The organism is Actinomadura violacea (assembly GCF_017573465.1).
GTDB classification, from domain to species: domain Bacteria; phylum Actinomycetota; class Actinomycetes; order Streptosporangiales; family Streptosporangiaceae; genus Spirillospora; species Spirillospora violacea.
The window spans coordinates 26,972-53,275 of the sequence record NZ_JAGEPF010000027.1 but is presented as its reverse complement, the minus strand read 5'-3'; the positions used below and the strand labels follow the sequence as shown (position 1 = coordinate 53,275).

Annotated in this window: 24 protein-coding genes and 1 pseudogene; 16 read left to right on the top strand and 9 right to left on the bottom strand. The window is 73.8% G+C overall.

What is annotated here, in order from left to right; translation table 11 throughout:
• Positions 1–11: 11 nt before the first annotated feature.
• Positions 12–1,106, top strand: coding sequence for an NAD(P)-dependent alcohol dehydrogenase (locus J4709_RS37940; RefSeq protein WP_208248509.1), 1,095 nt, complete (start codon positions 12–14; stop codon positions 1,104–1,106).
• Between the two features lie 9 nt (positions 1,107–1,115).
• Here J4709_RS37940 and J4709_RS37935 read toward each other — a convergent pair whose 3' ends face one another.
• Positions 1,116–2,024: an NAD(P)-dependent oxidoreductase gene (locus J4709_RS37935; RefSeq protein WP_232384672.1), complete on the bottom strand. Its 909-nt coding sequence runs from the start codon at positions 2,022–2,024 to the stop codon at positions 1,116–1,118.
• A gap of 171 nt (positions 2,025–2,195) precedes the next feature.
• On the opposite strand from J4709_RS37935, the gene J4709_RS37930 reads away from it, so the two are divergent.
• From J4709_RS37930 to J4709_RS37910, 5 genes are all read left to right on the top strand, one after another.
• Positions 2,196–3,206, top strand: coding sequence for a nitronate monooxygenase (locus J4709_RS37930; protein WP_208248508.1), 1,011 nt, complete (start codon positions 2,196–2,198; stop codon positions 3,204–3,206).
• 103 nt (positions 3,207–3,309) lie between these two features.
• The gene (locus tag J4709_RS37925) at positions 3,310–4,131 is read left to right on the top strand and encodes an alpha/beta fold hydrolase (protein ID WP_208248506.1); all 822 of its coding nucleotides are present in this window, start codon (positions 3,310–3,312) and stop codon (positions 4,129–4,131) included.
• 92 nt (positions 4,132–4,223) lie between these two features.
• Positions 4,224–4,841: a hypothetical protein gene (locus J4709_RS37920; RefSeq protein WP_232384671.1), complete on the top strand. Its 618-nt coding sequence runs from the start codon at positions 4,224–4,226 to the stop codon at positions 4,839–4,841.
• Between the two features lie 54 nt (positions 4,842–4,895).
• The gene (locus J4709_RS55880) at positions 4,896–7,043 is read left to right on the top strand and encodes a DUF4132 domain-containing protein (protein WP_208248504.1); all 2,148 of its coding nucleotides are present in this window, start codon (positions 4,896–4,898) and stop codon (positions 7,041–7,043) included.
• A gap of 32 nt (positions 7,044–7,075) precedes the next feature.
• Positions 7,076–7,885, top strand: coding sequence for a hypothetical protein (locus tag J4709_RS37910; protein ID WP_208248502.1), 810 nt, complete (start codon positions 7,076–7,078; stop codon positions 7,883–7,885).
• Here J4709_RS37910 and J4709_RS37905 read toward each other — a convergent pair.
• Entirely contained in the window at positions 7,862–8,290 is a 429-nt protein-coding gene (locus tag J4709_RS37905; protein WP_208248500.1) for a MarR family winged helix-turn-helix transcriptional regulator, read from the bottom strand. The two genes, J4709_RS37910 and J4709_RS37905, sit on opposite strands and share 24 nt — an antisense overlap.
• Before the next feature lie 107 nt (positions 8,291–8,397).
• Here J4709_RS37905 and J4709_RS37900 point away from each other — a divergent pair, with 107 nt between their 5' ends.
• Complete coding sequence (locus tag J4709_RS37900; protein ID WP_208248497.1) at positions 8,398–9,258, top strand: MBL fold metallo-hydrolase; 861 nt, start codon at positions 8,398–8,400, stop codon at positions 9,256–9,258.
• A pseudogene (locus J4709_RS53940) lies at positions 9,237–10,226 on the top strand (MFS transporter); the annotation flags it as partial. The gene J4709_RS37900 and the pseudogene J4709_RS53940, both read left to right, overlap by 22 nt.
• A 189-nt stretch (positions 10,227–10,415) precedes the next feature.
• Here J4709_RS53940 and fahA read toward each other — a convergent pair.
• From fahA to J4709_RS37880, 4 genes are all read right to left on the bottom strand, one after another.
• Positions 10,416–11,597: a fumarylacetoacetase gene (gene fahA, locus J4709_RS37895; RefSeq protein ID WP_208248494.1), complete on the bottom strand. Its 1,182-nt coding sequence runs from the start codon at positions 11,595–11,597 to the stop codon at positions 10,416–10,418.
• Positions 11,594–12,436 carry a hypothetical protein gene (locus J4709_RS37890; RefSeq protein ID WP_208248491.1) on the bottom strand — a complete coding sequence of 281 codons (843 nt, stop codon included), beginning with the start codon at positions 12,434–12,436 and terminating at the stop codon, positions 11,594–11,596. Before J4709_RS37890 ends, fahA begins: the two co-directional genes overlap by 4 nt.
• Complete coding sequence (locus J4709_RS37885; RefSeq protein WP_208248488.1) at positions 12,433–13,629, bottom strand: homogentisate 1,2-dioxygenase; 1,197 nt, start codon at positions 13,627–13,629, stop codon at positions 12,433–12,435. Before J4709_RS37885 ends, J4709_RS37890 begins: the two co-directional genes overlap by 4 nt.
• Positions 13,630–13,747: 118 nt before the next feature.
• The gene (locus J4709_RS37880; protein ID WP_208248484.1) at positions 13,748–14,278 is read right to left on the bottom strand and encodes a MarR family winged helix-turn-helix transcriptional regulator; all 531 of its coding nucleotides are present in this window, start codon (positions 14,276–14,278) and stop codon (positions 13,748–13,750) included.
• A gap of 172 nt (positions 14,279–14,450) precedes the next feature.
• Here J4709_RS37880 and J4709_RS37875 point away from each other — a divergent pair, with 172 nt between their 5' ends.
• The 4 genes from J4709_RS37875 (at position 14,451) to J4709_RS37860 (ending at position 18,044) form a co-directional block, all read left to right on the top strand.
• Positions 14,451–15,233: a DUF6585 family protein gene (locus tag J4709_RS37875; RefSeq protein WP_208248481.1), complete on the top strand. Its 783-nt coding sequence runs from the start codon at positions 14,451–14,453 to the stop codon at positions 15,231–15,233.
• Between the two features lie 104 nt (positions 15,234–15,337).
• Positions 15,338–17,074, top strand: a complete 1,737-nt coding sequence (locus J4709_RS37870; RefSeq protein ID WP_208248478.1) for a pyruvate dehydrogenase — start codon at positions 15,338–15,340, stop codon at positions 17,072–17,074.
• A gap of 169 nt (positions 17,075–17,243) precedes the next feature.
• Positions 17,244–17,582 carry a helix-turn-helix domain-containing protein gene (locus J4709_RS37865; protein WP_208248741.1) on the top strand — a complete coding sequence of 113 codons (339 nt, stop codon included), beginning with the start codon at positions 17,244–17,246 and terminating at the stop codon, positions 17,580–17,582.
• A 48-nt stretch (positions 17,583–17,630) separates the two neighbouring features.
• Positions 17,631–18,044 (top strand): VOC family protein, encoded by a 414-nt coding sequence (locus J4709_RS37860; protein ID WP_208248473.1) that lies wholly within the window; start codon positions 17,631–17,633, stop codon positions 18,042–18,044.
• A gap of 11 nt (positions 18,045–18,055) precedes the next feature.
• Here J4709_RS37860 and J4709_RS37855 read toward each other — a convergent pair whose 3' ends face one another.
• Together J4709_RS37855 and J4709_RS37850 are read right to left on the bottom strand one after the other, a co-directional pair.
• Entirely contained in the window at positions 18,056–18,721 is a 666-nt protein-coding gene (locus J4709_RS37855) for a pentapeptide repeat-containing protein (RefSeq protein ID WP_208248471.1), read from the bottom strand.
• 20 nt (positions 18,722–18,741) lie between these two features.
• Entirely contained in the window at positions 18,742–19,335 is a 594-nt protein-coding gene (locus J4709_RS37850) for a TetR/AcrR family transcriptional regulator (RefSeq protein WP_208248468.1), read from the bottom strand.
• 165 nt (positions 19,336–19,500) lie between these two features.
• Here J4709_RS37850 and J4709_RS37845 point away from each other — a divergent pair, with 165 nt between their 5' ends.
• The 3 genes from J4709_RS37845 (at position 19,501) to J4709_RS37835 (ending at position 24,258) form a co-directional block, all read left to right on the top strand.
• On the top strand, positions 19,501–21,105 hold the full coding sequence (locus J4709_RS37845) for an MDR family MFS transporter (protein ID WP_208248466.1): 1,605 nt from the start codon (positions 19,501–19,503) through the stop codon (positions 21,103–21,105).
• Between the two features lie 226 nt (positions 21,106–21,331).
• On the top strand, positions 21,332–22,549 hold the full coding sequence (locus tag J4709_RS37840; RefSeq protein WP_208248464.1) for a PucR family transcriptional regulator: 1,218 nt from the start codon (positions 21,332–21,334) through the stop codon (positions 22,547–22,549).
• Between the two features lie 104 nt (positions 22,550–22,653).
• Positions 22,654–24,258, top strand: a complete 1,605-nt coding sequence (locus tag J4709_RS37835) for an AMP-binding protein (protein ID WP_208248461.1) — start codon at positions 22,654–22,656, stop codon at positions 24,256–24,258.
• Here J4709_RS37835 and J4709_RS37830 read toward each other — a convergent pair.
• Entirely contained in the window at positions 24,242–24,643 is a 402-nt protein-coding gene (locus tag J4709_RS37830; RefSeq protein WP_208248737.1) for an ATP-binding protein, read from the bottom strand. The genes J4709_RS37835 and J4709_RS37830 overlap by 17 nt on opposite strands.
• Before the next feature lie 316 nt (positions 24,644–24,959).
• Between J4709_RS37830 and J4709_RS37825 the strand changes: the two genes are divergently transcribed.
• The gene (locus tag J4709_RS37825; RefSeq protein ID WP_208248458.1) at positions 24,960–26,171 is read left to right on the top strand and encodes an acyl-CoA dehydrogenase family protein; all 1,212 of its coding nucleotides are present in this window, start codon (positions 24,960–24,962) and stop codon (positions 26,169–26,171) included.
• Positions 26,172–26,304 lie beyond the last annotated feature (133 nt).

Below are 26,304 nucleotides of genomic sequence, written 5' to 3'. Positions count from 1 at the left end.
AGGACCCCCTCGTGCAGATCGACGCCGCGGTGCTGCGCGCCGCAGACGCCCCTTACACGATCGAGCGCGTCGAGCTCGCCGACCCGGGGCCGGGCGAGATCGTCGTCAAGATCGCGGGTGTGGGGATGTGCCACACCGACCTGATCGGTCGGGTGCCGGGCGACCTGGTCGCCAAGCCGGTGATCCTCGGGCACGAGGGGTCCGGTGTGGTGGAGGCGGTGGGGCCGGGCGTCGCCGGCGTCACCGCGGGCGACCATGTGGTCATGTCGTTCGACTCGTGCGGGACGTGCGCGAACTGCCGCGACGCGGTGCCCGGCGCGTGCCCGCAGATGGCGGCGCTGAACATGATCGCGGTGCCGCTGGACGGCCGGCCCCGCGCCACCGACGCCGAAGGGAACGCGGTCGGCAACCGGTGGTTCGGGCAGTCGTCGTTCGCGTCGCACGCGCTCGGCACCGTGCAGAACGTCGTCCCGGTGACCAAGGACGTCCCGATCGAGAAGCTGGGCCCGCTCGGCTGCGGCGTGCAGACGGGCGCCGCGTCCGTGCTGATCTCGCTCGGCGTCAAGGCCGGGGACGGCCTCGCGGTGTTCGGCGCGGGCGCGGTCGGGCTCGCGGCGGTGATGGCGGCGAAGGTCGCGGGCGCCACCACGATCGTGGCGGTCGACCTGAACGACGCGCGCCTCGACCTGGCCCGCGAACTCGGCGCCACGCACACGATCAACGGCGCCGACGACGACATCGCCGGCCGGATCCGGGCGCTGTCGGGCGGCGAGGGCGTGCAGTACTCCTTCGACACGACCGCCGTCCCGTCCGTGGTCGCGACCGCGGTCGCGTCGCTGCGCACCACCGGCGTCTGCGGGCTCGTCGGCGTCGGCTCCGAGGAGTACCGGCTCGACCCGAACCTGCTGCTCATGGGCCGGACGGTCAAGGGCATCATCGAGGGCGACGCCGTCCCGCACACGTTCATCCCGAAGATGATCGACCTGTGGCGCAAGGGCCTGTTCCCGTTCGACCGGCTCATCGCGAACTACCCGCTCGGCGAGATCAACCGGGCCGAGGCGGACGCGGCGTCCGGCAAGGTCGTCAAGCCGGTGCTCATCCCCTAGACGACTCCCCTAGATGACGCGGTGCAGGAGGTCGCGGCCGGACGCGAGCCGCCGGCAGTTCTCGGCCGCGACCTCGAAGTACCGGTCCCACGTCTCGCCGGTCAGCCACGCGACGTGCGGCATCACGACGACGTTGTCCAGCGCGAGCAGCGGGTTCGCGGGATCGACCGGCTCGCGCTCGAACACGTCCAGCCCGGCGCCGCCGAGACGCCCGGACGTCAGCGCCGCGACCAGCGCGGACTCGTCGATCACCGCGCCGCGCGCGGTGTTCACCACGACCGCGCCGGGCGGCAGCAGCGCGAGCCGCTCGGCGTCCAGCAGGTGGTGCGTCTCGCCGGTCAGCGGGATGTGCACCGACAGCACATCGCTCGCCCGCAGCAACTCGTCCAGCTCCCGCCAGGCGGGGTCGTCGGGGCGCGGGCGCCGCGAGGTGTACAGGACGCGCGCGCCGATCGCCTCCAGCATCCCGCGCAGCAGCCCCGCGATCTCACCGCCGCCGAGCAGCCCGACCGTCCGGCCGCGCAGCTCGCCGCCGACGAGCGAGCGGCCGGCGGGCCAGCCCTCGCCGCGCCGCGTCCGCGCGTCGAACGCCACGAGCCTGCGCAGCGCCGCGAGCATCAGCAGCAGGCTCGTCTCCGCGACGGCCTGCGCGTTGCGGCCCGGCATGTTCGCGACCGCGATGCCGCGCTCGGCGGCGGCGTCCAGGTCGATGGTGTTCACCCCGGTGCCGAGCTTCTGGATCAGCCGCAGCTTCGGCGCGCGGTCCATGTCCTCGCCGGTCAGCGGGCGCAGCACGTGCCAGATGACCTCGGTGTCCGGCAGCAGCCCGTGGAAGCGGGCGTCGTCCTGCTCGGAGCAGCCGACGACGTCCAGGCCGGGCTCGGCGTGGTCCATGTCGTAGTGCAGCAGAACCCGCATCCTGGCCCCTCTCGGTCGGTTCACGATCGCTGAACCCGGTCTCGCCGCCCGGCGTCCGCGCATTACCTTCACGATCGTGACGCATACGCCTCGCCCGCGCTGGAGCGCCCCCTGCGGCGGCACCGCCGCGCCGCGGCGGTTGGGCCGCCGCGTCCCGGATAGGGAACCGGCATGACGGTTCCCTGGCTTCCTGAACTGCCGATCGTCCAGGCGCCGATGGCGGGCGGCCCGTCCACGCCGGAGCTCGCCGCCGCCGTGTCGGACGCGGGCGGCCTCGGCTTCCTCGGCGCCGGCTACAAGACGGCCGACACCATGCGCGCCGAGATCGGCCGGACGCGCGCGCTGACGTCCCGGCCGTTCGGCGTGAACGTCTTCATGCCGTCGCCGGACGACATCGACCCCGCCGCCGTCGCCGCCTACAGCGACGCCCTCGCGCCCGAGGCGCGGAGGCTCGGCGTCGACCCCGGCCGCCCGTCGGCCCGCGACGACGCCTACGACGCCAAGGTCGCCGCGCTGCTGTCCGACCCGCCCGCCGTCGTGAGCTTCACGTTCGGCTGCCCGGACGCCGCCGTCATCGGCGCGTTCCAGGAGCGCGGAACGGCCGTCGTCGTGACCGTGACCACGGCGGACGAGGCCCGGGCCGCGTCCGCCGCCGACGCGCTGTGCGCGCAGGGCACCGAGGCGGGCGGGCACCGCGGCTCGTTCACCAACACCCTCGACGGCGCGCTCCCGCTCCGCGACCTGCTCCGCGACGTCCTCGCCGCCACCGACCGGCCCCTCATCGCCGCGGGCGGCCTCGGCACCCCGGACGACGTCGCGGAGATCCTCGGCCTCGGCGCCGTCGCGGCGCAGCTCGGCACCGCGTTCCTGCGCTGCCCGGAGAGCGGCGCGAGCGCTCTGCACAAGGCCGCGCTCGCCGACCCTGCCTTCACGTCCACCGCGCTGACCAGGGCGTTCAGCGGACGGCCCGCGCGCGGCCTGGTCAACCGGTTCCTCACCGAGTACTCGGACGCGGCGCCCGCCGCGTACCCGGACGTCCACTACGTGACCTCGCCGCTCCGCAAGGCCGCCGCCGCGCGGGGGGACGCGGGCGCGGTCAACCTGTGGGCGGGCACCGCGTTCCGCGACGCGGCGGAGGTCCCGGCGGCCGACCTGGTCGGGCGGCTGGCGGGCGTGCCCTGAGAGGCGCGTGGCGAGCATTACCTCCGGCGTCATCGACCCGGTGACCTCACATCGGCCATGATCGTTCCGTAAGCGACCGCAACGTTCGCGAAGGGGACGTCTAATGCCGTACTTCGAGGGTTCCGACGGAACGAGCCTGTTCTACACCGACTGGGGCCAGGGCGAGCCCGTGGTGTTCGTCTCCGGCGCCTGGCTCGCCAGCAGCTCCTGGGAGTTCCAGATGCTCCCGCTGTCGGAGCAGGGCTTCCGCTGCGTCGCCTACGACCGGCGCGGGCACGCCCGCTCCGACTGGGTGGGCCACGGCTACGACTACGACACCCTGGCCGACGACCTGGCGGCGCTGCTCGACCGCCTCGACCTGCGCGGCGTGACGCTGGTGGCGCACTCGGCGGGCGGCGGCGAGGTGATCCGCTACCTCACCCGGCACGGGCACGACCGGGTCCGCCGGGTCGTGTTCATCGCGGTCACCGCGCCGCTGGCGATCCAGCGCCCGGACAACCCGAACGGGCTCCCGCAGGCGCTCTTCGACGCCTCCCTCGCCGACCGGACCGCGGACCGGCCGCGCTGGATGGCCCAGAACGCCCAGGCGTTCTTCGGCACCCACCTCGGCAACCAGGTCTCCGCGGAGATGATCGAGTGGACGGTGCAGCGGTGCCTGGACTGCTCCGCCGTCGCCGCCGCCGAGGTCATCAGGACCGGGTTCTGCACCGACCTGCGCGCGGAGGCCGCCGCCATCAGCGTGCCGGTGCTGATCATCCACGGCGACGCCGACGCGTCCGCGCCCATCGCCATCTGCGGGCGCCCGCTCGTCGACCTCGTGCCGGACAACCGGTACAAGGAGTACCCGGGTGCCGCGCACGGGATCTTCATCACCCACCGCGACCAGATCAACCAGGACATCCTCGACTTCATCAAGGAGTCCTGAGCCGGGCCGCCGATCCGCTTCCCCCCGGCGGGGGAGGCGGATCGTGCGGGCGGGGGAGGCGCGGCAGAGGGCGTGCGCGCGACCGTCGGAGCATGACCGATTCCGTCGTCACCGCCGCGCGCCCCCGGCGGCCGCGGGACGCGTGGGCCGCCGCGCACGCCCCCGCCGCCGGGGTGCCGCGCTGGGCGCGGGCCGCCGCGCTGACCGTCCCGCTCGTCGTGCTGCCGTCCAGTCTGTGGCGGATCGCGGCCGTCGCCCTGCACCTGCCGATCATCCGGGACACCGGGCCGGACGCGAGCGGGAACCTGCCGCCCTGGATGCCGATCGAGCTGTACGTGGTGCTGCTGTCGCTGCTCTCTGAACTGCTCGCGTTCACCGCCGTCGGGCTCGTGTCCACCTGGGGCGAGGTGTTCCCGCGCTGGGTGCCGTTCCTGCGCGGACGGCGCGTCCCGCCGCTCGCGGCCGTCGTCCCGGGCGCGATCGGCGCGACCGTCCTGACCCTGCTGTGGACGTGGGCGGTCGTGATGCTGGCCTTCGGCCGCACCCTGGCCGGCGACCGGATCACCGCCGACTCGCCGCTGAACGTCGAGACCTGGCAGGGCGTCCTCGCCGTCGTCGCCTACGTCCCGCTGGTCGCCTGGGGCCCGCTGCTGGCCGCCGTGACGGTCGCCTACCACCGGCGCCGTGCCCGGACTGTAATCGGCACGTAAGGCGTGCTCCCTAGGATCACGTGATCATCGGGACGCAGGCGAACGGGGTGCAGGGTGACCGAGGAGAACGAGGCCGCGCTCGGGGATCTGCCGCGACTGCTCGCCGAACCGCCGTGGGAGCTGGATCCGCTGCGCGACCGGCCCGCGGAGGACGAGCCGTTCATCGTCGCCGGCCTGGAACCGCCGGACGACCGCACGATCACCTGGGCGGACGGCGAGCGCGACCGGTGGCTCGCGGACCGGCCGAACGAGCCGGACGTCGCCGACTGGGACGCGGCCGCCCGCGGGTTCGCCAAGGAGCACGAGTGGGACCAGGAGGGGCTGCTCGCCTGGGGGCCGGAGGAACTGTTCCGCCCGCTCGTCGCCGGGTGGCGCCCGCGCTCGAGCCACAACGGGAAGGGGCTCGTGGCCCGCTTCGGCGCCGACGCCCGCGCGGCGATGCTGGCGGCGGGATCGCTCAGCTCGCTGGTCCCGTTCCTCGACGCGGACGTGGCGCGCGCGATGGCCGGCCGGCGTTTCGACCCGTCGTCGTTCGCGCTCCCCGACATCGAGCGGGAGTGGCGCGAGCGGCACGGGGCGGCGGCGGTGCCGTTCCTGCTGCCGGACGCGCTCGGCCGATCACTCCGCCCGCACCGCGCGGCGCTGCTCTTCCTGCGGGCCATCGCGGAGCGGGAGGGGACCGGCGCGGTCGTCGAGGCGGCGCGCGGCGCCCACGGGGACCGGGCCGCCACCGCGCTGGCGGCGCTGCTGGCCACCGCCCCCGCCGGTCCGCCCGACGCCGCCACCAGGAGCGAGGGCTGCAAGCGGCCGCCCTTCCCCAAGTGGGCCGATCCCGCGCAGCTTCCGCGGCTCCGGCTCACGACGGGTGAGGTCCTGCCGGACGCGGCGGCGAAGAACCTCATCCTGCTGCTGGCCAAGGCCGAGGACTGGAACGACCACTCCGGGATCGGCCGGGCGGTCGACCAGGCGATCGCTCGGCTCGATCCCGCCGCGCTGGCCGGGTTCGGCTGGGCCGTGTTCGAGGCGTGGCGCGCGAACGGCATGAAGGGCGCGCACACGTGGGCCCTCGACGCCCTCGGCCGGATCGGCGACGACACCACGGTCCCCCGTCTCGTCGCGGTGATCGGCGGGTGGCCGGGCTCGAACCGGCAGGGCCGGGCGCGGGACGGGCTGAAGGTGCTCGTGCGGATCGGCTCCGACGAGGCGCTGCTGCAGCTGCACCGCATCGCCGAGACGACCCGGTACAAGGCGTTCGGTGCGTTCGCGCGGCGGATGCTCGAAACGGTCGCCGAGAAGCGGGGGCTGAACGCCGAGCAGCTCGCCGACCGGCTCGTCCCCGACCTCGGGCTGGACGCGGGCGGCGCGACGGTCCTGGACTACGGGCCGCGCTCGTTCACGGTCGGGTTCGACGAGGCGCTCGTCCCGTACGTCGTCGACGGGGACGGCAAGCGGCGCAAGGCGCTGCCGAAACCCGGCGCCAAGGACGACCAGTGGAAGGCGCCCGCCGCCTACAAGCGGTTCGCGGCGATGCGCAAGGAGGCCCGGAAGGTCGCGTCCGAGCAGGTCAGGCGGCTGGAGCAGGCGATGCTCGCCGGACGGTCCTGGTCGCCGGAGGAGTTCCGCCGGTTCTTCGTGGAGCAGCCGCTGATCGGGCACATCGCGCGCCGGCTGGTGTGGACGGCCGGCGAGACCGCCTTCCGCGTCGCCGAGGACGGCACCTGCGCGAGCGTCGAGGACGACGCGCTGGAGATCCCGGGGGACGCGCGGATCCGCATCCCGCACCCGGTCGCGCTCGGCGACGCCGTGAAGCCGTGGACGGTCGTGTTCGAGGACTACGCGATCGCGCAGCCGTTCCCGCAGCTCGCACGGCCCGTCCTGGCGCTGGCCGGCGAGGAGCGCGAGACCGGCGAGCTGGCGCGGTTCGCGGGCGTCACGGTTCCGTACGGCCCGATCCTCGGGCTGGAGCGCAGCGGCTGGCAGCGCGGGGCCGACCACGTCCACCACTGCGACGCCGTCCGGGCGCTGGCGAACTGCACGGCGTGGCTGGAGTTCGCGCCGGGGATCCGGCTGACCGACCTCGCCGCGAACCCGGAGCAGACGATCACCCGCGTCCGGCTGACCTGCAAGGACGGGCCGCAGGCGTACGACCCGCTCGCGGTGTCGGAGATCCTCGCCGACCTCACCGGGCTGACGGGCGGGTGAGCGCGCTGCCGCCGGTCGCGAGGGTGCTGCCCGTGCCCGGGCTCCCGGAGGACCGCCGGCGGGGTGCGCTGGACGATCCGGACGAGCGGGCCCGGTTCGCCGGGCTGCTCGCCGCGGGCGCCGTCGTCCTCGCGTCGGACGTGCTGGACATGGACGAGCGGGACCCCGCGCGGGGCCGGATCGTCCCGTCGACCGTCCGGACCGACGGCGCGTGGCTGTGGACGGACCGGCTGACCTACTACGTCCGCGAGCACGGCCTGGCGCCGCAGCCGGAGATGCGCCGCCACCTCGCGGGACCGCCGCCGGGGCCGGTGACCCCGGAACGCCTGGACGAGATCCGCGCGGCCATGGCGTATGCGCGACCGGAGCTGCCCGCGCCGGGCCCGGACGCCAGGCCCCTGCGCGGGGCGGCGACCTACCGGGGGCGCCTGTACCTCGACGTGGTGATCCGCGAGGGCGACGCGCTGCTCGGCAGCGCCGACCCGTCCGACCTGGCCTTGGGCTTCGACCCGTGCAGCGGCTTCGGGGAGCGCCTGCGGGTGCGGAAGACGGTTCCGCGCGAGGAGCTGTCCGGGCTGTTCAGGCGCTGCGCGTGGGTGGTCGTGCAGGGCGTGCGGTTCCCCGTCGACCGCAGGGGCGCGGACGGGGTCTACGCGATCCCGGATGTGCCCAAGGAGCATCGGCACCTGCTCGGCAACGTCCGCGAACTCGACCGGGGATGGTGGGTCGCGGACGTCCGGCCGGAGGACGCGGACGACTTCTTCCACGAGGAGGAGCATCTCCCCGTCGGGCCGGGCTGGCGGGAGCGCGAGCCCTGGTCAGTGCGGCTGCCGGGCGCGTAGCAGGAGGGCCTGGAGGGTGTCCTGCTCGTCCTGGCCGAGTCCGCCGAGGGGCGAGCCCTGGACGAGCAGGTCGAGCAGGCGCGCGCGCATGGCGGTGCCGTCCGGGGTGAGGACGAGCTGCTTGGCGCGGCGGTCCTGCGGGTGCGGGCGGCGCTCGACCAGGCCGAGCTTCTCCAGCTTGTCGATGACGAACGTGGCGTTGGACGGCTCGCAGCTCATCCGGTCGGCGAGGTCGCGCATCGTCATCGGGCCGGTCAGCTCGCGCAGCGCGGTGGCCTGCGGGCCGGTGAGCCCGAGCGTCGCGGCGCGGGTGCGGACGTGCTCCTCGATCTGCCGGGACAGCCCGTTCACCAGCCCGCACAGCTCCCGCTCGGCCGTCGCGGCGGCCTCCGGATCGGTGCTCATGGCCCGAGCTTACATCAAGTTGCAATAGTTGCAGCTTGAATAGTTCTAGTTGTAAGTTTCCCGGCATGCGGCGGCCGCACAGTGCGGCGCCCCGAAGGGAGACCCCTATGCCCACCGGCACCCGGAACCGCCTCGCCACCGAGGCCGGCATCAGCTCGGTCGAGCTCGGCGACCTGACGGTCAGCTACGTCCCGGACGGCGCCGTCGAGCTCAAGCCCCGCGCCTGGTTCCCCGCCACCACCGGCGCGTTCTGGGCCGAGCGCCCCGAGTACCTGAACGCGGCCGGCAACCTCGTCGCGAGCATCGGCGGCCTGCTCGTCGAGCACGGCGACCGCGCCCTGCTGATCGACGCCGGCGTCGGCCCGCTCGCCTGGCCGGACGACCCCGCCCGGCCCATCGGCGTCCTGCGCGTCGGCGACCTCCCCGCGAACCTCGCCGCGCTCGGCCGCGACCCCGCCGCCATCGAGGCCGTCGCCATCACGCACCTGCACGTCGACCACACCGGCTGGCTGTGGCCCGCCACCGGCGCGCCGTCCCCCCTCGCCGGCGCGGACGTGCTGGTCAGCGGTCCGGAATGGGAGCACCGCGAGCTGTCCGACACCGACCCCGCCGCCCTCGACGGGTTCGCCGGACGGGTCCGGACCGTCGCCGACGGCGAGGAGATCTTCCCCGGCGTGCGGGTCCGGACGACCGCCGGCCACACCGCCGGGCACACCGTGTACGAGATCGCCTCGGGCGGGCGGCGGCTCCTCGCGTTCGGCGACGCGTTGCACTCGCCCGTCCAGATCGACCACCCGGAGATCTCCGCCGTGTTCGACCACGACGGCGAGCTGGCCGCCGACGTCCGCCGCGCCCTCGTCGCCGAGCTCGCCGAGCCCGGCACGATCGGGTTCGGCGGCCACTTCGCCGACGTCCAGTTCGGCCGCGTCGCCCCCGGCACCCCCGCGTGGCTGCCGGAGCCCCGGTGAACCGGCCCGCGCCGCGCGCCGGGCACTGGCCCGCCGTCGTCACCGCCGCGCTCGCCGCGACCGCGGCGGTGATGCCCGGCTTCACGGTCGGCGCCCTCGCCCCGTCCATGCAGCACGACCTGCACACCACGCGGACCACGCTGGGCCTGGCGATGAGCGCGTTCTACGCCGCGAGCGCGCTCGGCTCGCCCGCCGCGAAGCGGCTGGCGGCACGGCTGCCCGTCCCCGCCGCCCTCGCCTCGGCGGCGGTGGGCGCGTCGCTGGCGATGCTGGCGCTCTCCCGCGCCGGGCACGTCGCGGTCCTGTTCCCGGTGCTGGTCGCCGCGGGGTTCGCGAACGCGCTCGTCCAGCCCGCCGCCGGACGGCTCATCGCGGCCCGCGCGCCCGCCCGCCGCCGCGCCCTCGCCGCCGGGACGATCGGCGCCGCGCTCGGCGCCGGCACCCTCGTCCCCGGCCTGCTCGTCGCGCTGGTCGTCCACCCGTACGGATGGCGCGCCGCCATGGTGATCGCCGGGCTGCTCGCGCTCGTCCCGGCGGCGCTGGCCCCGCTCGCCCGCACGCCCGCGGCGGACCGGCCGCGCACCGCGCCGGCGCCCGCGCCGATGCCGCCCGCCGTCCGGCGGACGCTGGTCCTGTGGGCCGCCGCGGCGGCGCTGTCGGCGACCGGCAACAACGCGGTGGCCTCGTACTTCGTGCAGCTCGGCACGCATTCCGGGGTGCCGGACGGCCTGGCCGGCGACCTGCTCGCGATGAGCGCGGTCATCGCGATCGCGGTGCGGCTCGCCGCGGGCGCGCTCGCCGACCGGGCGCCCCGCGGCGACCGCACGGTCATCGCGGTGATGATGCTCAGCGGCGCCGCCGGGCTCGCGCTGATCGCGGCCGGCTCGCCCATCACGTTCCTCGCCGGCGCGGTCCTGGCGTTCTCCGCCGGCTGGGGCTGGACGGGCCTGCTGCTGTCGGCGGCGCTCCGCCTGCTGCCCGACCGCGCCGAGAGCGCCGGCCACACCGTCCAGGTCGGCGTCTACACCGGCGCGACGATCGCCCCGTTCACGTTCGGCGCCCTGTCGACGTCGCTCGGATTCGCCGCGGCGGCGCTCCTCGCCGCCGCGGCAGCCCTCACCGCCGCCGCCCTCATGGCGACCACCGCCCGAGCCGGCTCAACCGAGCGGCGCGGCGGGCAGGACGCGGCCCGTCACCGCGCCGAGGCCGAGGCGCGCGCCGCCCGGCCCCGGCGCGGTGGCGGAGATCGTGACGGTGTCGCCGTCCTCCAGGAACGTGCGCGGCTCCCCGCCGACCTCTAGCGGCTCCTTCCCGCCCCAGGTCAGCTCGATGAACGCACCGCGCTGGTCCTTCTCCGGGCCCGACACCGTCCCGGACGCGAACAGGTCGCCGGTGCGCGACGAGGCGCCGTTCACCGTCATGTGCGCGAGCATCTGCGCGGGCGACCAGTACATCTCCCGGTACGGCGGGCGCGACACGACCTGCCCGTTCCACTCCACGACGAGGTCGAGGTCCAGGCCCCACGGGTTCTTCTCCCGCAGGTAGGGGAGCGGTTCGGGGTCCTGCAGCGGAGTCGGGACGCGCGCCGCCTCCAGCGCGAGCAGCGGCACCACCCACGGCGACACCGACGTCGCGAAGCTCTTGCCGAGGAACGGCCCGAGCGGCACGTACTCCCACGCCTGGACGTCGCGCGCCGACCAGTCGTTGACCAGCACGACCCCGAAGACCCGCTCGGCGAACTCGTCCACCGCGACCGGCGCGCCGAGCGGCGAGCCGGTGCCGACGACGAACCCGACCTCCGCCTCGATGTCCAGCCGGCGGCACGGCCCGAACGACGGCGCGGCCTCGCCCGGCGCCTTGCGCTGCCCGCTCGGCCGCACGATCTCCGTCCCCGACGGCACGACGGTGCCCGCGCGTCCGTGGTAGCCGACCGGCAGGTGCTTCCAGTTCGGCATCAGCGGCTCGGAGTCCGGCCGGAACAGCCGCCCGAGGTTGGACGCGTGGTGCTCGGAGGCGTAGAAGTCGACGTAGTCGGCGACCTCGAACGGCAGGTGCAGCGTCACCGCGTCCAGGTCGTGGACGGCCTCGTCCGGCAGGTCGTCCGACACCGCGTCGATGATGTGCTCGCGGACCTCGACCCACCGCTCGTGGCCCTGCTCCATGAACGCGTTGAGCGACGGCCGGGAGAACACGTCGTCGCCGAGGACGGCGGCGAGGTCCACGACCGAGCCGGCCACCCGGACGCCGACGCGCGGTTCCCCGCCGTCCGGCGAGAACACCCCGTACGGCAGGTTCGCCAGGCCGTACGGGGAACCGGCGGGAATCGAGATGCGGGTCATGCGTCTTCCTTGATGAGCGAGGTGGGGAGGAGGCCGAGGGCGGCGAGCTCGGTGAGCGGGTCGGTGATGCTGCACGTGCCGAACGACAGGAAGCGGGACCGGGCGAAGGACGCGCGGGCGTCGCCGAGGCCGGCGACCCGGGCGGCGATCGACGGGGCGTCCCGGTCGGCGAGGACCGCACTGATCTCGGCGGTGCCGGCGCCGTGCATCGCGGCGTCGGTGGCGAGCAGCAGGTTGAGGAATCCGTGCTGGTGGAAGCCGGTCTCCGGGTCGGTGTTGCGGACCGGGTGGTGCAGTCCCGCGGTCGCCTTGAACGGGACGCCGGCGCGCACGGCGGCGCGGACCGCGGCGGCCAGCTCGTCCGGCTCGGGGTACAGGTTCGCGTGCACGCCGCCGGTGCGGAACTTCGCGCGGTGGCCGGCGTCGGCGAGCGCCTCGATGATCGCGGGGCGGCGCTCGTCGCGCGGCACCTCCACGAACACCGGGACGTGCACGCGTTCGAGGCCGCACAGCAGGTCGGCGGCCGTCATCCCGGTGGGGACGGCGACCTCGACCGCGTGCACGTCGACCGGCAGGTCCGCGGCGGCCGCGACCGCCTTGGCGGCCTGCGCGGGGCCGTTCGGCGCGGTGACCGACAGGTCGAGCGGGTCGCTGGTGACCAGCGGGTACAGCTGGTCCAGCGCGGTCGCGGGCAGCACCAGCGGCCCGACGAGGGCGGCGTAGGGCGCGGCGCGGTGCCGGCGGTGCGCGGGGACGGCGTCGGCGAGCGGCGCGAGGCCGGGCGGGAACACCGACGCGTCGTCGCACAGGCCGCGCGCGAAGGCGGGCAGGTCGCTCATGGGTTCCGCCTTCCCGCCCAGGTCCACGCGTATGCGGGGTCCTCGCAGGCCAGGCCGCCCTCGCCGAGTTCGAGGGGGCGGAAGGTGTCGACCATGACGGCCAGCTCGTCGAAGAACTCGGCGCCGATGCTGCGCTCGTAGGCGCCGGGCTGCGGGCCGTGCGCGATGCCGCCGGGGTGCACCGAGACCGAGCCCTGCGCGATGCCGGAGCCCTTGCGGGCCTCGTAGTCGCCGCCGCAGTAGAACATGATCTCGTCGGAGTCGACGTTGGAGTGGTAGTACGGCACAGGGATGGACAGCGGGTGGTAGTCCACCTTGCGCGGCACGAAGTTGCAGACGACGAAGTTGGTGCCCTCGAAGACCTGGTGGACGGGCGGCGGCTGGTGGACGCGGCCGGTGATCGGCTCGAAGTCGTGGACGCTGAACGTGAACGGGTAGAGGCAGCCGTCCCAGCCGACCACGTCGAACGGGTGGTTCGCGTAGGTGTAGCGCGTTCCGCCGATGCCGCGGGACGTGCGGTGCTTGACGAGGACCTCGACGTCGGTGCCGCCGGCGGTGAGGAGGTCGCCGGGGCCGTGCAGGTCGCGCTCGCAGTACGGGGCGTTCTCCAGGAACTGCCCGAACCGCGACAGGTACCGCTTCGGCGGCGCGATGTGGCCGGTGGCCTCGATGGCGTAGGCGCGCAGCGGCTCGTCCCCGGCGGGCAGCCAGCGGTGCGTGGTGGAGGTCGGGATGACGACGTAGTCGCCCTCCTTCGCCTCCAGCGCGCCGAAGACGGTCTCGACGGTCGCGGCGCCGGACTCGACGTAGACGATCTCGTCGCCGGTCGCGTTGCGGTACAGCGGCGACTCGGCGGCGGCCACGACGTAGGACAGCCGGACGTCGGCGTTGCCGAGGATCAGCCGGCGGCCCGTCACGGCGTCGGTACCCGCCCAGGTCTCCTTCGGGAACAGCTCGTGCAGCCTGAGGTGGCGCGGCTTGAGGGGGTGGTTCGGCGTCGTCGCGGGGTCGGGGACGTCCCAGGGCCGCGCGTCGACGATCGCGGAGGGGATCTCGCGGTGGTAGAGCAGCGAGGAGTCGGAGGAGAAGCCCTCCTCGCCCATCAGCTCCTCGTAGTAGAGCCGGTCCGATGCGTCCCGGTGCTGGGTGTGCCGCTTCGGCGGCACATCGCCGACCCGCCGATAGTGCGCCATGGGTCCCTCGCCTCCCGCAGATGATTAATGCGTTTACTATCTCCCCGCGACACTACGGCCCGCGGCGGGCGGAGAAAAGGCCCTGGACCGGTCGAGGACCGGGCGGCGGGGTGAGGGGCTAGCTGCGCTCGCGGACGTCGAACCGGTGCCGGTTCGCGATCAGCTTGTCCAGCAGCATGATCAGCATCTTCTGCTCGGTCTCGGTGAGCACGCCCGCCCACTGCCGCTCCCGCTCGTGCTGGCCGGCGAAGATCTCCAGCATCCGGTCGCGGCCGTCGTCGGTCAGCGACAGGATCACCGAGCGGCCGTCCCGCTCACCCGGCGTGCGCACCATCATCCCGTCCGCGACCAGCGTCTTGGCCAGGTTCGACACGGCGGCGCGGCTCATCCCGGCGAGGGTGGCGGCGCGGCCCGGCTCCAGCGGCCCGGCGAGCCAGGTCACGAACAGCAGCCGGAACCCGGCCCAGGAGTGCCCGCGCGGCCGGTGCACGGTGGACTCCAGGTCGTAGGTGACGATCGCGGACGCCCGGTTCAGCGTGAGCAGCAGCCGGGTCGCGAGCCGGTGCGGGAAGCCGAACTCGTCCGCCAGCCGGCCGCCGGCGAGGTCGACGAACGACCAGAAGTCCAGGTCCTCGCGCTCGTCGTCCATGGGCGCCACCCTAGCCCGGACGGGCGGGGAAAGTGATTCATGGTTTGACCAACGTGCCGGGAGTGCGGGGACGCCTCCGGACGGGCCGCTGACCCGCGCACTTGCCGTACCCGCCCAAGCAGACAATATTGTCCCCGTCGGGATCATGACGAGCGGAGCCGTGGAGCAGCCGATGGAAGCCGTGGACATGTCCGCGATGATCGGATCGGCGGCGCACCAGGCGGGGCTCGGCGGCCATCGCGCGGCCTATCCGGCGACGATGTTCCCGGAGTCCCGGCTGAAGGTCGGCTACGCGGTGACCGGGGTCGCGGTCCTGCTCGTGCTGATCGGCCTCGCCACCGGCACCATCCTCCTGTGGGCCTTCGCGGGGATCTTCGCGGTCGTCTTCGGCGTGCGCGTCGTGCGGCTCGCGCTGCTCAACCGGCAGAAGCAGGGCCAGCAGCTCCACCTGTACGAGCAGGGCCTCGTCTGCGTCGGCCGGAACGGGCAGATCACCGTGCGGCGGTGGGACTCCAGCGCCGTCTACCAGAACATCGTCCGGCACTACCGCAACGGCGCCTACACCCACACCTCGTACCACTACCGGCTGGTGGACCAGGCCGGCCACGAGATCGCCCTGGCCGGCGGGTTCGCGCGGCCCACCGAATGGGGCCAGGCCATCCAGCAGGCCGTGACCGACGTCCAGTTCCCGCACGCGATGGCGACGGTGCGGGCGGGCGGGGCGGTGCAGTTCGGCGACATCACGCTCGCGCTGCACACGGTGTCGGCGTCCGGCAAGACGGTCCCGTGGTCGCAGATCCAGGAGATCAAGGTCAAGGACGGCCGCGTCTCGCTGCGGGTCGAGGGCAGGTGGCTGTCGCTGACCACCACCATGGTCCGCTCGATCCCGAACTTCTTCGTCTTCCACGCGCTGGCCGAGCGCCTGCGCCAGTCCGCCGCCGGCCCCGCCCGCTAGCTCCGCCCGCTAGCTGCGGTCCGCGGCCCGACCGGACGGCGCGCGACGTGTCGTCCGGACGATCATGGGCAGGTTCCTCTCAGGCACGGCGAGTGGGGGGAACAATGGCGACGGTCGCGGACCAGTTCATCCAGGTGCTCCGCCAGGCGGGCGTCCGGCGGATCTACGGCGTGGTGGGCGACAGCCTCAACCCCGTCGTGGACGCGGTCCGCCGCACGGGCGGCGACATCGAGTGGGTGCACGTCCGCAACGAGGAGGCGGGCGCGTTCGCGGCCGCGGCCGAGGCGCAGACGACCGGGCGGCTCGCGGTCTGCGCGGGCAGCTGCGGACCCGGCAACACGCACCTGATCCAGGGCCTCTACGACGCGCACCGCTCCGGCGCGCCCGTCCTCGCGCTGGCCTCGCAGATCCCGAGCACGCAGGTCGGCAGCGGCTACTTCCAGGAGACGCATCCCGAGCGGCTGTTCACCGAGTGCAGCCACTACTGCGAGCTGATCAGCACGCCGGGGCAGATGCCGCGCATCCTGCGGACCGCGATCCAGCACGCCGTCGGCCTCGGCGGCGTCGCCGTCCTCGCGCTGTCCGGGGACGTCGCGAGCAAGGACGCCGAGAACCCGACCGGCGAGCACGACTTCCTGTTCCGCAAGGGCATCGTGAAGCCGCCCGCCGACCAGGTCGACCAATTGGCGCACGCCCTCAACCGGGCGCGGAAGCCGATGCTGTTCTGCGGGTCCGGCGTCCAGAACGCGCACGCCGAAGTGATGCAGCTGGCCCACAAACTGCTGTCGCCGATCGGGCACGCGCTGCGCGGCAAGGAATGGATCCAGTACGACAACCCTTTCGACGTCGGAATGAGCGGACTCCTCGGCTACGGCGCCTGCTACGAGGCGATGCAGGCCGCCGACCTCGTCCTGATGCTCGGCACTGACTTCCCCTACGACCCGTTCCTTCCGGGCCGCAACACCATCCAGGTGGACGACGATCCCGCAAAGCTGGGCCGCCGGACACCGCTCACGCTCGCCGTCCACGGCGACGTCGGTGAAACGCTCCGGCTCGTCATGGACAAGGTCGAGCAGAAACGCGACCAGTCGTACCTCGACGAAATGCTGCACCGGCACACGCGTGCGTTGGAGGGCGTGGTCTCCGCCTACACGCGCGACATCGAGAAGCACATCCCGATCCATCCCGAATACGTCGCGGACGTCCTCGACGACCTCGCCGACGACGACGCGATATTCACCGTCGACACCGGAATGTGCAACGTCTGGGTCGCCCGCTACATCACCCCGAACGGCCGCCGCCGCGTGATGGGCTCGTTCGTGCACGGCTCCATGGCGAACGCGCTGCCGCACGCGATCGGCGCGCAGTACGGCGCGCCGGGCCGGCAGGTCATCTCCGTCTCCGGCGACGGTGGCCTCGGCATGCTGCTCGGCGAGCTGCTCACCGTGCGGCTGCACCGCGTCCCGGTCAAGATCATCGTGTTCAACAACGCGTCGCTCGGCATGGTGCGCCTGGAGATGCTGGTGGACGGCCTGCCGTCCTACGAGACCGACCACGAGGCCGTCGACTACGCCGCGATCGCGCAGGCCGCCGGGATCGAGGCCGCGCGCGTCGAGCGTCCCGCCGACGTCCGCGCGGCGATGGCCACCGCCCTCGCCGCCCCCGGCCCCTACCTGCTGGACGTCGCCACCGACCCGAACGCGCTGTCCATCCCGCCGCACATCACGCCGCAGCAGGTGAAGGGCTTCGCGCTCGCCGCCGGCAAGACCGTCCTCACCGGCGGCGTCGGCAAGATGCTCGACCTGGCACGCAGCAACCTGCGCAACATCCCCCGCCCCTGAGCCCGCTCGCCCGCGCTCACCCGGACGCCGTCGTGACCGGCCTGCTCGCCCGCACCCTCGCCGACCGCTGAGAGCTCCGCCGCCCCCGCCCCGCCGGACGTGGTGGGATGGGGGCGTGAGCCGTGCCGTGGAGGACAGCAACCGCAGGCTGCTGCGGGCGCGGGACGCGATGGACCGCGCCTACGCGCAGCCGCTCGACGTCCCGGCCCTGGCCCGGATCGCGCACGTGTCCCCGGCGCACTTCTCCCGCGCGTTCCGGGCGGCCTTCGGCGAGACGCCGCACCGCTACCTGCAGCGCCGCCGCGTCGAGCGGGCGATGTTCCTGCTGCGGGAGACCGGCCGCAGCGTGACGGACATCTGCTTCGAGGTCGGCTTCGGCAGCCCCGGCACGTTCAGCCGCACGTTCCGCGCGATCGTCGGCCGGTCGCCGCGCGAGTACCGGCGGGAGGCGGCGGCCGTGGACGTCCCGAGCTGCTTCACGAGGGCGTGGACGAGACCGGCCGACTGAGCAGTTTCGGATAAGTCTTCTCGCCGCGCGCTCAGTAGCGTGACGTGCATGTTCAACGCGATCACGCATTCCCAGATCTACGTCCTGGACCAGGACGAGGCCCTCGACTTCTACGTCGGCAAGCTCGGCCTGGAGGTGAACGCCGACGTCGACTTCGGCCCCATGCGGTGGCTGACCGTCAACGTCCCGGGCGACCCGGACCGCCAGATCATGCTGGAGCGGCCGGGCCCGCCGTCGCTGTCGGACGAGACCGCCGGGCAGGTCCGGGAGCTGCTGACGAAGGGCGCGACGGGCGGCCACCTCATCTTCAGCGTGGACGACTGCCGCAAGACCTACGAGACGCTGCGGGACCGGGGCGTCGAGTTCACCGAGGAGCCGACCGAGCGCCCGTACGGGATCGACGCCGCGCTCCGCGACCCGTTCGGCAACAGCATCCGCTTCACCCAGCTGAAGGAGTCCTAGCCCAGGGAGCGCTAGTCCTCGATGGTGATGTCCATCGCCGCGGCCAGGGCGAACAGCAGGCCCTGGGCGTCGGCGGCGGGGACGGCGGCGCCGGCGAAGCTCTGCACGCCCCGGACCCCGTAGAGGTCGCAGCCGGACAGCCGGGTCCCCTTCATCACGGCGTTGCTGAACTGGGCGCCGGTCAGCCGGCAGCGTTCGAAGCGGACGCCGGACAGGTCGGCCTCCTGGAAGTTGGCGTCGGTGAGGTTGCAGTCGCGGAACACCACGTTCTTGAACCGGCTGAACCGGAAGGACGACAGGTCGGCGCGGCAGTCGCTGAACAGCACGTCCCGCAGCGCGGAGCCGGTCATGGCGGTTCCGGTGAGGCGGCTGCCGTCGATCGCCGTCCGGTGCAGCCGCGCGTCGGTGAGGCGGAGGTTCGCCAGGTCGCAGCCGGTGAACTCGACGTCGGTGAACTCGGGGCGGCGCAGCGCGGTGCCGGCGAGGCGGGTCTCGCGGAAGCGGCAGCGGTCGAACTCGACGTCCTCGGCGTCGCGGCCGGTCAGGTCGAGCGGCCCGTAGTCCGCGGACAGGTGGACGCCGTCGTCTTCGAGGACGTCGTCGCCGGGCGCGAGGGTGCCGGGGAGCTTGGGGGCGGCTGGTTCCTTGGGGCGCGTCGCGCGCGTGGTGGCCGGCATCCACCCGACCCTATCGGCGGTCAGGCGAAGGGGGCGGCCATCGCGGTGAGGGTCTCGTCGGTGACCTCGGCCATGGGACGGGGCGGGTCCTGCTCGGTCCAGGCGAGGGCGGCGATGCGCAGCGCGGTCATGAACGCGCCGGCCATGACGACGGCGCGGGTGGAGCCGGGCGGCAGGCCGTCGCGGGCCGCGATGAGGTCGGCGAGGGCCCGCTCGAACGTGGCGTAGTGCGCGAGCTGGCGGGCGAGGACGGTCGGGTGCGCGCGGGCGAGCCGGGTCTGCGCGGCCCAGCGCGGGTCGGGCTCGCCGATCTCGCCGGACAGCTCGTGGAACGCGGCGCGCAGCGCGGTCCAGGACGTCTCGCCGGGCGGGCGGGCGGCGAACCGGTCGAGGATGCCGCGCATCCGCTGCTCGTCGCCGTAGAGGAGCGCGTCCTCCTTGCCGCCGAAGTAGTTGGAGAAGGTGCGGCGGGACACGCCGGCGGCGTCGGCGATGGCCTCGACCGTGACGTCGTCCAGCCCGTGCTCGACGGCGAGGCGCACCGCGGCCTCGTGCAGGGCCGTGCGCGTCGCCTCCTTCTTGCGCTCGCGCAGCCCGCCGGCCGTGGTGTCCATGATGACCTCACCCTAGCGGGCGCAAATTTTCCCGATGCGAAAACTTGCCCAGTGGGAATAATGTGGGCCGCTGACGCCTTCTATACGGCGTTCCCACTCACCACCCGGAGGCGTCCCTTGACCGTGTCCGCCGATCAGCCGGCCCCGCCGGCGCCGTCCGCGACCATGTCGCGCAGATCGATCTTCGAGGCGCTCAGCGGCCTGCTGCTGGTGCTCTTCGTCGCGATGCTGAGCGAGACCGTCGTGTCCACCGCCCTGCCGCAGATCATCGGCACGCTCAAGGGCACCCAGTCGCAGTACACCTGGGTCGTCACCGCGACCCTGCTGACCGCCACGGCGAGCACCCCCATCTGGGGCAAGCTCGCCGACCTCTACGACAAGAAGCGGCTGCTCCAGGCCTCGATCGTCATCTTCGTCGTCGCGTCGATCGCGTCCGGGTTCGCGCAGAACAGCGCGCAGCTCATCGCGTTCCGCGCCCTGCAGGGCCTCGGCGTCGGCGCGCTGCAGATTCTCGTCCAGATCGTCATGGCCGCGATGATCAGCCCCCGCGACCGGGGCCGCTACTACGGCTACCTCGGCGCCGTCATGGCCGTCGCCACCGTCGGCGGCCCGCTGCTCGGCGGGCTGATCGTCGACACCTCCTGGCTCGGCTGGCGCTGGTGCTTCCTGATCGGCGTGCCGTTCTCCGTCGTCTCGTTCGCGCTGCTGCAGAAGACGCTGAAGCTGCCGGTGGTCCGGCGCGGCGACGTCAAGATCGACTACTGGGGCGCGGCGCTGCTGGCCGGCGGCGTCAGCCTGCTGCTCATCTGGGTGACCTTCGTCGGCGACAAGTTCGCCTGGCTGTCCTGGCAGACCGGCGCGATGGTCGGCGCGGGCCTGCTCATCCTGGCCGTCGCCGTGTGGGTCGAGTCGCGGGTGGCCGAGCCGATCGTCCCGCTCGGCATCGTCGCCCGCCGCAACACCGCCCTGGCGATCCTCGCCAGCCTCGCGGTCGGCATGGCGATGTTCGGCGGCGCGGTCTTCCTCGGCCAGTACTTCCAGATCGGCCGCGGCTACAGCCCCACCGAGGCCGGCCTGCTCACCATCCCGATGATGGTCGGCGTGCTCGGCTCGTCCACGATCGTCGGCCGGCTCACCACCCGGACCGGCAAGGTCAAGTCCTACATCGTCGCCGGCGTGATCGTGCTGACCGCCGGGTTCGCGGCGCTGGCCACCATCGACCAGAGCACCTCGCTGGTGTTCGTCGGGGCCGGGATGTTCCTGGTCGGCGCGGGCGTCGGCATGGCGATGCAGAACCTCGTCCTCGTCGTGCAGAACTCGGTGCACCTGAACGAGATCGGCGCGGCGAGCGGCACCGTCACGTTCTTCCGCTCGCTCGGCGGGACGATCGGCGTCTCGGTCCTCGGCGCCGTCCTGGCGAACCGGGTGTCGGACAACATCGCGCACGGCCTGTCGCGGATCGGCGTGAACCCGGCGGCGGGCGGCGGCGACACCGGCAACCTGGACGTCAGCGCGCTGCCCGGCCCCATCCGGGAGATCGTCCGGGCCGCCTACGGCGACGCGACCGGGCACATCTTCCTGTTCTCCGCGCTGATCGCGGTGGTCGGGATCGTCGCGGCGGCGTTCCTCAAGCCGGTGACGCTGCGCGACAGCCTCGACCTGCCGGACGACGCGCCTTCCGCGGAGGCGGCGGGGGAGACCGCCGTCGCGGTCGGGGCCGCGGTGCCCGCTGCCGCCGCCAGTGAGACGGGAAGTTCAGCAAGCCGCTAGCTCCCGCAAGGGTCAAGGGCCGACGGGCCGCCGCGTTCCACGCGGCGGTTCCGCTTAAGATCCCAGTGTTCGTTGTTGTGACATGGGGGTTTTCCAAGGCGTTAGCAAGACGGCGCGGGGTCGCCGGGGCATTTGCTCACCATCGTGACAACCAATGAACGGGCCGATGCGCCATCCTTGTGGGACTTGGGGTATCACAAGGTTCCATCGAGCCGAGGAGCGTTCGATGACGCAGGCCGTGCTGGACGTCCGCCCGTTCGAGCAGATCCCCGCGGGGCTGGCACGCCGGATGCGGCCGCTGGCCGCCGGCGCCGCCGACGGGGTCCTCGCCGACGTGCGCCGGGGCGGGCCCGGCGGCGTCCCGCCCGGCGACGGGCGCGGCGCCGAACGGATCCGCGCCGAGATCGTCGCGGGGCTCGGGCACTTCCTCGACCTCGTCGACGACCCCCGCGGCGCCTGGGGACGGGTCGCCGCCGCGCACCGCGCGCTCGGCCGCGACATGGCGGTGCGGGGCCGCGACCTGGAGGAGGCGCACCGGGCGCTGCGCCGCAGCGCGCGCGCCGCCTGGCGCGCCCTCACCGCGCTCGCCGAGTCCCTCGAACTCGACCGGGAGACGCTCGGCCTGATCGCCGACGCCCAGTTCGCCTACATGGACGCCGTCGCCGCCGAGGCCGTCCGCGGCTGGGAGGCCGAACGGCCGGACCGCGGCGCGGGCGAAGGCGAGGCGCAGCGCCGCCGCCGCGCCCGGCTGCTCGGCCTGCTGCTGGCCGGCGCGGGCGACGAGGAGATCGCCGACGCCGCCCGCGCCGCCCGCTGGCGCGTCCCGCGCGGCGTCGCCGCCGTCGCCCTGCACCCCCGCGCCGACCCCGGACCGGACGACCCGTTCCCCGCGCCGCCGCCGGACGTGCTCGCCGACCTCGCCGGCCCCGAGCCCGCCCTCGTCCTGCCCGACCCCGACGGCCCCGGCCGCGGCCGGCTCACCGAGGCGCTGCTGCGCGACTGGATCGTCGTGATCGGCCCGACCGTCCCGCCGCAGCGGGCCGCCGAGTCGATGCGCTGGGCCCGGCACGCGCTCGCCGTCACCCGGCGCGGCCACATCGACGGCGACGCGGTCGTCCGCTGCATGGACCACGTCCCGCTGCTGGTGATCTTCACGGCGGAGGACCTCATCGCGCACGCCGCCGACTCGCGGCTCGCGCCGCTGCGCGCCCTCACCCGCACGCAGGCCGACCGGCTCGCCGAGACGCTGCTGTCGCTGCTGGAGAACAACTTCAACGCCACCGAGGCGGGCAACCGGCTGCACGTCCACCCGCAGACCGTCCGCTACCGGCTGCGGCACCTGGAGGAGCTGTTCGGCGCCGACCTGCAGGACCCGCGCCGCTGCCTGGAACTGGAGATGATCCTCAACGCCCGCGCCCGCACCGGAGCGTTGTCAGGCGCCTGACAACCGCCCGCCCGAACACCTGGGTTGAGTCGCAAGAGCCGCGCGGGCGCCCGTCCGTACGGTCGAAGCCCCCACTGGAGCACGCGTCGGACCGGGAGCGGCAGATGAGCGGACCTTCGGAGTTCGGGCGGCGCACCGCGTCGGTCGCGCGGGCGGGCGAGATGTTCGTCCGCAGCGGGCTGTGGCGCCCCGGACCGCCGCTCCGCGTCGCCCGCCAGCTCGGCGCGCTGCGCCGCTGGGGCACCCTGCTCGGCGGGACGGTCGCGTCCGCCGCCGCCCGCGACCCGGACGCCGTCGCGATCGTCGACGACCACGGAACGCTCACCTACGCGCAGGTCGACGCCCGCACCGACCGGCTCGCCGCCGCGCTCCGCCGGATCAGCGAGGCGCCCCGCGTCGCGGTGCTGTGCCGCAACCACCGCGGCATGGTCGAGACGCTCGCCGCGTGCGGAAAGGCCGGCGCCGACCTCGTCATGCTGAACACCGGGATGAGCACCGGCCAGCTCGTCGCGGTCGTCCGGCAGCAGCAGGCCGACGTGGTGATCGCCGACGAGGGGTTCGGCGCGTTCCTCGCCGCGCTGCCGAAGACGGTCCGGGCCGTCACCGCCGGGTCGCCGGACGCGGAGCTGGAGACGCTCATCGCGACCGCGCCCGCCGGCCCGGTCGAGCCGCCCGCGCGCACCGGCCGGACGATCGTGCTCAGCTCCGGCACGACGGGCCGCCCGAAGGGCGCCGACCGCCGCTCCCGCCCCGGCCTGCGGCCCCTCGCGTCGATCCTGTCCCGCATCCCGTACCGGGTGCACGAGCGGATGCTCATCGAGGCGCCGCTTTTCCACACCTGGGGATACGCGATGCTGCAGATCGCGGTGTCGCTGCGCGCCACGATCGTGCTGCGCGCCCGGTTCGACCCGGAGCTGACGCTGCGGGCCGTCGAGGCGACCGGCGCGACGGCGCTCGTCGCCGTCCCCGTCATGCTCCAGCGGATCATGGACCTGCCGGACGCGGCCCGCGCGAAGCACGACACGTCCGCGCTGCGGATCGCCGCCGTCAGCGGCTCCGCGCTGCCGCCCACGCTCGCGACCGCGTTCATGGACGCCTTCGGCGACGTCCTCTACAACCTGTACGGGTCGACGGAGGCGTCCTGGGTGACCATCGCCGACCCCGCCGACCTGCGCGCCTTCCCCGACACCGCGGGCAAGCCGCCGCCCGGCACCCGCGTCGCGATCTACGACGACGACGGCCGTCCCGTCCCGCCGGGCACCACCGGCCGCATCTTCGCCGCCAACGAGCTGCTCTTCGCCGGCTACACCAGCGGCGACACCAAGGAGATGCGCGACGGCCTGATGAGCCTCGGCGACCTCGGCAACCTCGACCGCGAGGGGCGCCTCTTCGTGCACGGACGCGACGACGACATGATCGTCTCCGGCGGGGAGAACGTGTTCCCCAGCGCGATCGAGGAGGCCGTCGCGACGCTGCCGCAGGTCCGCGAGGTGGCGGTCACCGGCGTCCCGGACGAGGAGTTCGGCCAGCGCGCCGCCGTCTACGTCGTGTTGCGCGACGGCGAGACCCTCGACGCCGACACCGTCCGCGCGCACGTCCGCGACCGCTTGGCCCGCTTCGCGGTGCCCCGCGACGTCCACTTCCTGGACGCCCTCCCCCGCAACGCCACCGGCAAAGTCCTCCGCCGCGCCCTCACCCCACCGAGCTGACCGCGTCCTCCTCCTGGGAGACTTCGAACCAGAGGCGGGTGCGGCGGGGGGACTGGTCGAGGCCCCATTCGTCGGCGAGGGCGTCGATGACGGTGAGTCCGCGGCCGTGGTCGATGCGGCGGCGGCCGTGCAGGTCGTCCTGGACGGGGCCCTCGTCGGACACCTCGACGCGCAGCCGGCGGCCGTCGGTCTCGACGGCGACGGTGATGGCGCCGCTGCCGTGCAGGACGGCGTTGGCGATCGCCTCGGCGGCCATGAGCTCGACGTCGTCGAGCAGCTCGTCCTGCGCGACGACCTTCGCGGCCAGCTCGCGCACGGCCCGCCGCGCGCGCCGGCCCTCCGCCGGGTCGCCGGCGAACCCGAACGGTTCGCCGAGCCGTTGCATCGCAGTCACCGCATCACCACATCGAGTCGGAAGCGCACTGCGATCATCCACCTGCGGTGCGTGATCGGGCAATGCGCCGGACGAGTCGATCCGTACCTTCCGGGACCGGTCCAAAGCCCGGCCATCGACCCCTTCGCGGGAGCCTACGGTATGGATCACCATGCCATCGCCGCCTTGCGAAAATGCTGAACGGCGGCGCCTGCGCCACTCACCCGTCCGCACAACGGGGGGTCGAAGAGATCGTTCGAACGTACGGCGCGCGCGCTGGGCGCGTTCTAGCGTCATCGCCACCGACGGATGGCGAAGGGGCCGGCTCATGACGTTCTCTCTGGAACTCGACGAGGAACTCCTCCAGGTCCGCGACTGGGTGCACGGGTTCGCGGAGGACGTGATCCGCCCGGCGGCGGCGGAGTGGGACGAGCGGGAGGAGACGCCCTGGCCGATCCTGGAGGAGGCCGCGCGGATCGGGCTGTACTCGCTGGACTTCTTCGCGACGCAGTCGCTGTCGCCGACGGGGCTCGGCATCCCCGTCGCGTTCGAGGAGCTGTTCTGGGGCGACGGCGGTATCGGCGAGGCGATCGCGGGGACGGGGCTGGCCGCCGCGGCCGTGGCGACCAGCGGGACGCCGGAGCAGGCGGAGGAGTGGCTGCCGGCGATGTTCGGCACCCCGGACGACGTCGCGGTCGCGGCGTTCTGCTCGTCGGAGCCGGGCGCGGGCAGCGACGTGTCCGCGATCCGCACCACCGCGGTGTACGACGAGGCGAAGGACGAGTGGGTGCTGAACGGCACGAAGACGTGGGCGACGAACGGCGGCATCGCACGCGTCCATGTGGTCGTCGCGTCGGTGGACCGGGAGCTGGGGTCGCGGGGGCAGGCGAGCTTCGTCGTCCCGCCGGGCACGCCGGGGCTGGAGCAGGGGCAGAAGTTCCGCAAGCACGGCATCCGGGCGTCGCACACCGCGGAGGTGGTGCTGCAAGACGTCCGGGTTCCGGGCCGGTGCCTCGTCGGCGGCAAGGACCGGCTGGACGAGCGGCTCGCGCGCGCACGCGAGGGCCGCCGGGGGCGCGGGCAGGTGTCGATGAAGACGTTCGAGGCGACCCGTCCGGCGGTCGGCGCGTCGGCGGTGGGGATCGCGCGCGCCGCCTACGAGTACGCGCTGGGCTACGCGCGCGAGCGCGAGCAGTTCGGCAAGAAGATCGGGGACTTCCAGGCCATCGCGTTCAAGCTCGCCGACTGCAAGACGGCGATCGACGCGTCGCGGCTGCTGGTGTGGCGGGCGGCGTGGATGGCCGCCAGGGGCCTGCCGTTCGACAACGCCGAGGGCTCGATGGCCAAGCTGGTCGCGAGCGAGACGGCGGTGCGGGTGACCGGCGAGGCGATCCAGATCCTCGGCGGCAACGGCTACACCCGCGACTACCCGGTCGAGCGCATGCACCGCGACGCGAAGATCTTCACGATCTTCGAGGGCACCAGCGAGATCCAGCGCCTCGTCATCGGCCGGGCCGTGACGGGCCTGCCGGTCCGCTGACGGGCGCCACCACTCACCCGGGCGCGTAAAAGCGGAAGATTCTCCGTGTCCGGGGTCCAATCGCGGGACGCCCTCGCCGTGTCACCATCCGAATCGTCAGCGTTTGCTGCCCGGTGAGCGGCCGCACAGGGGG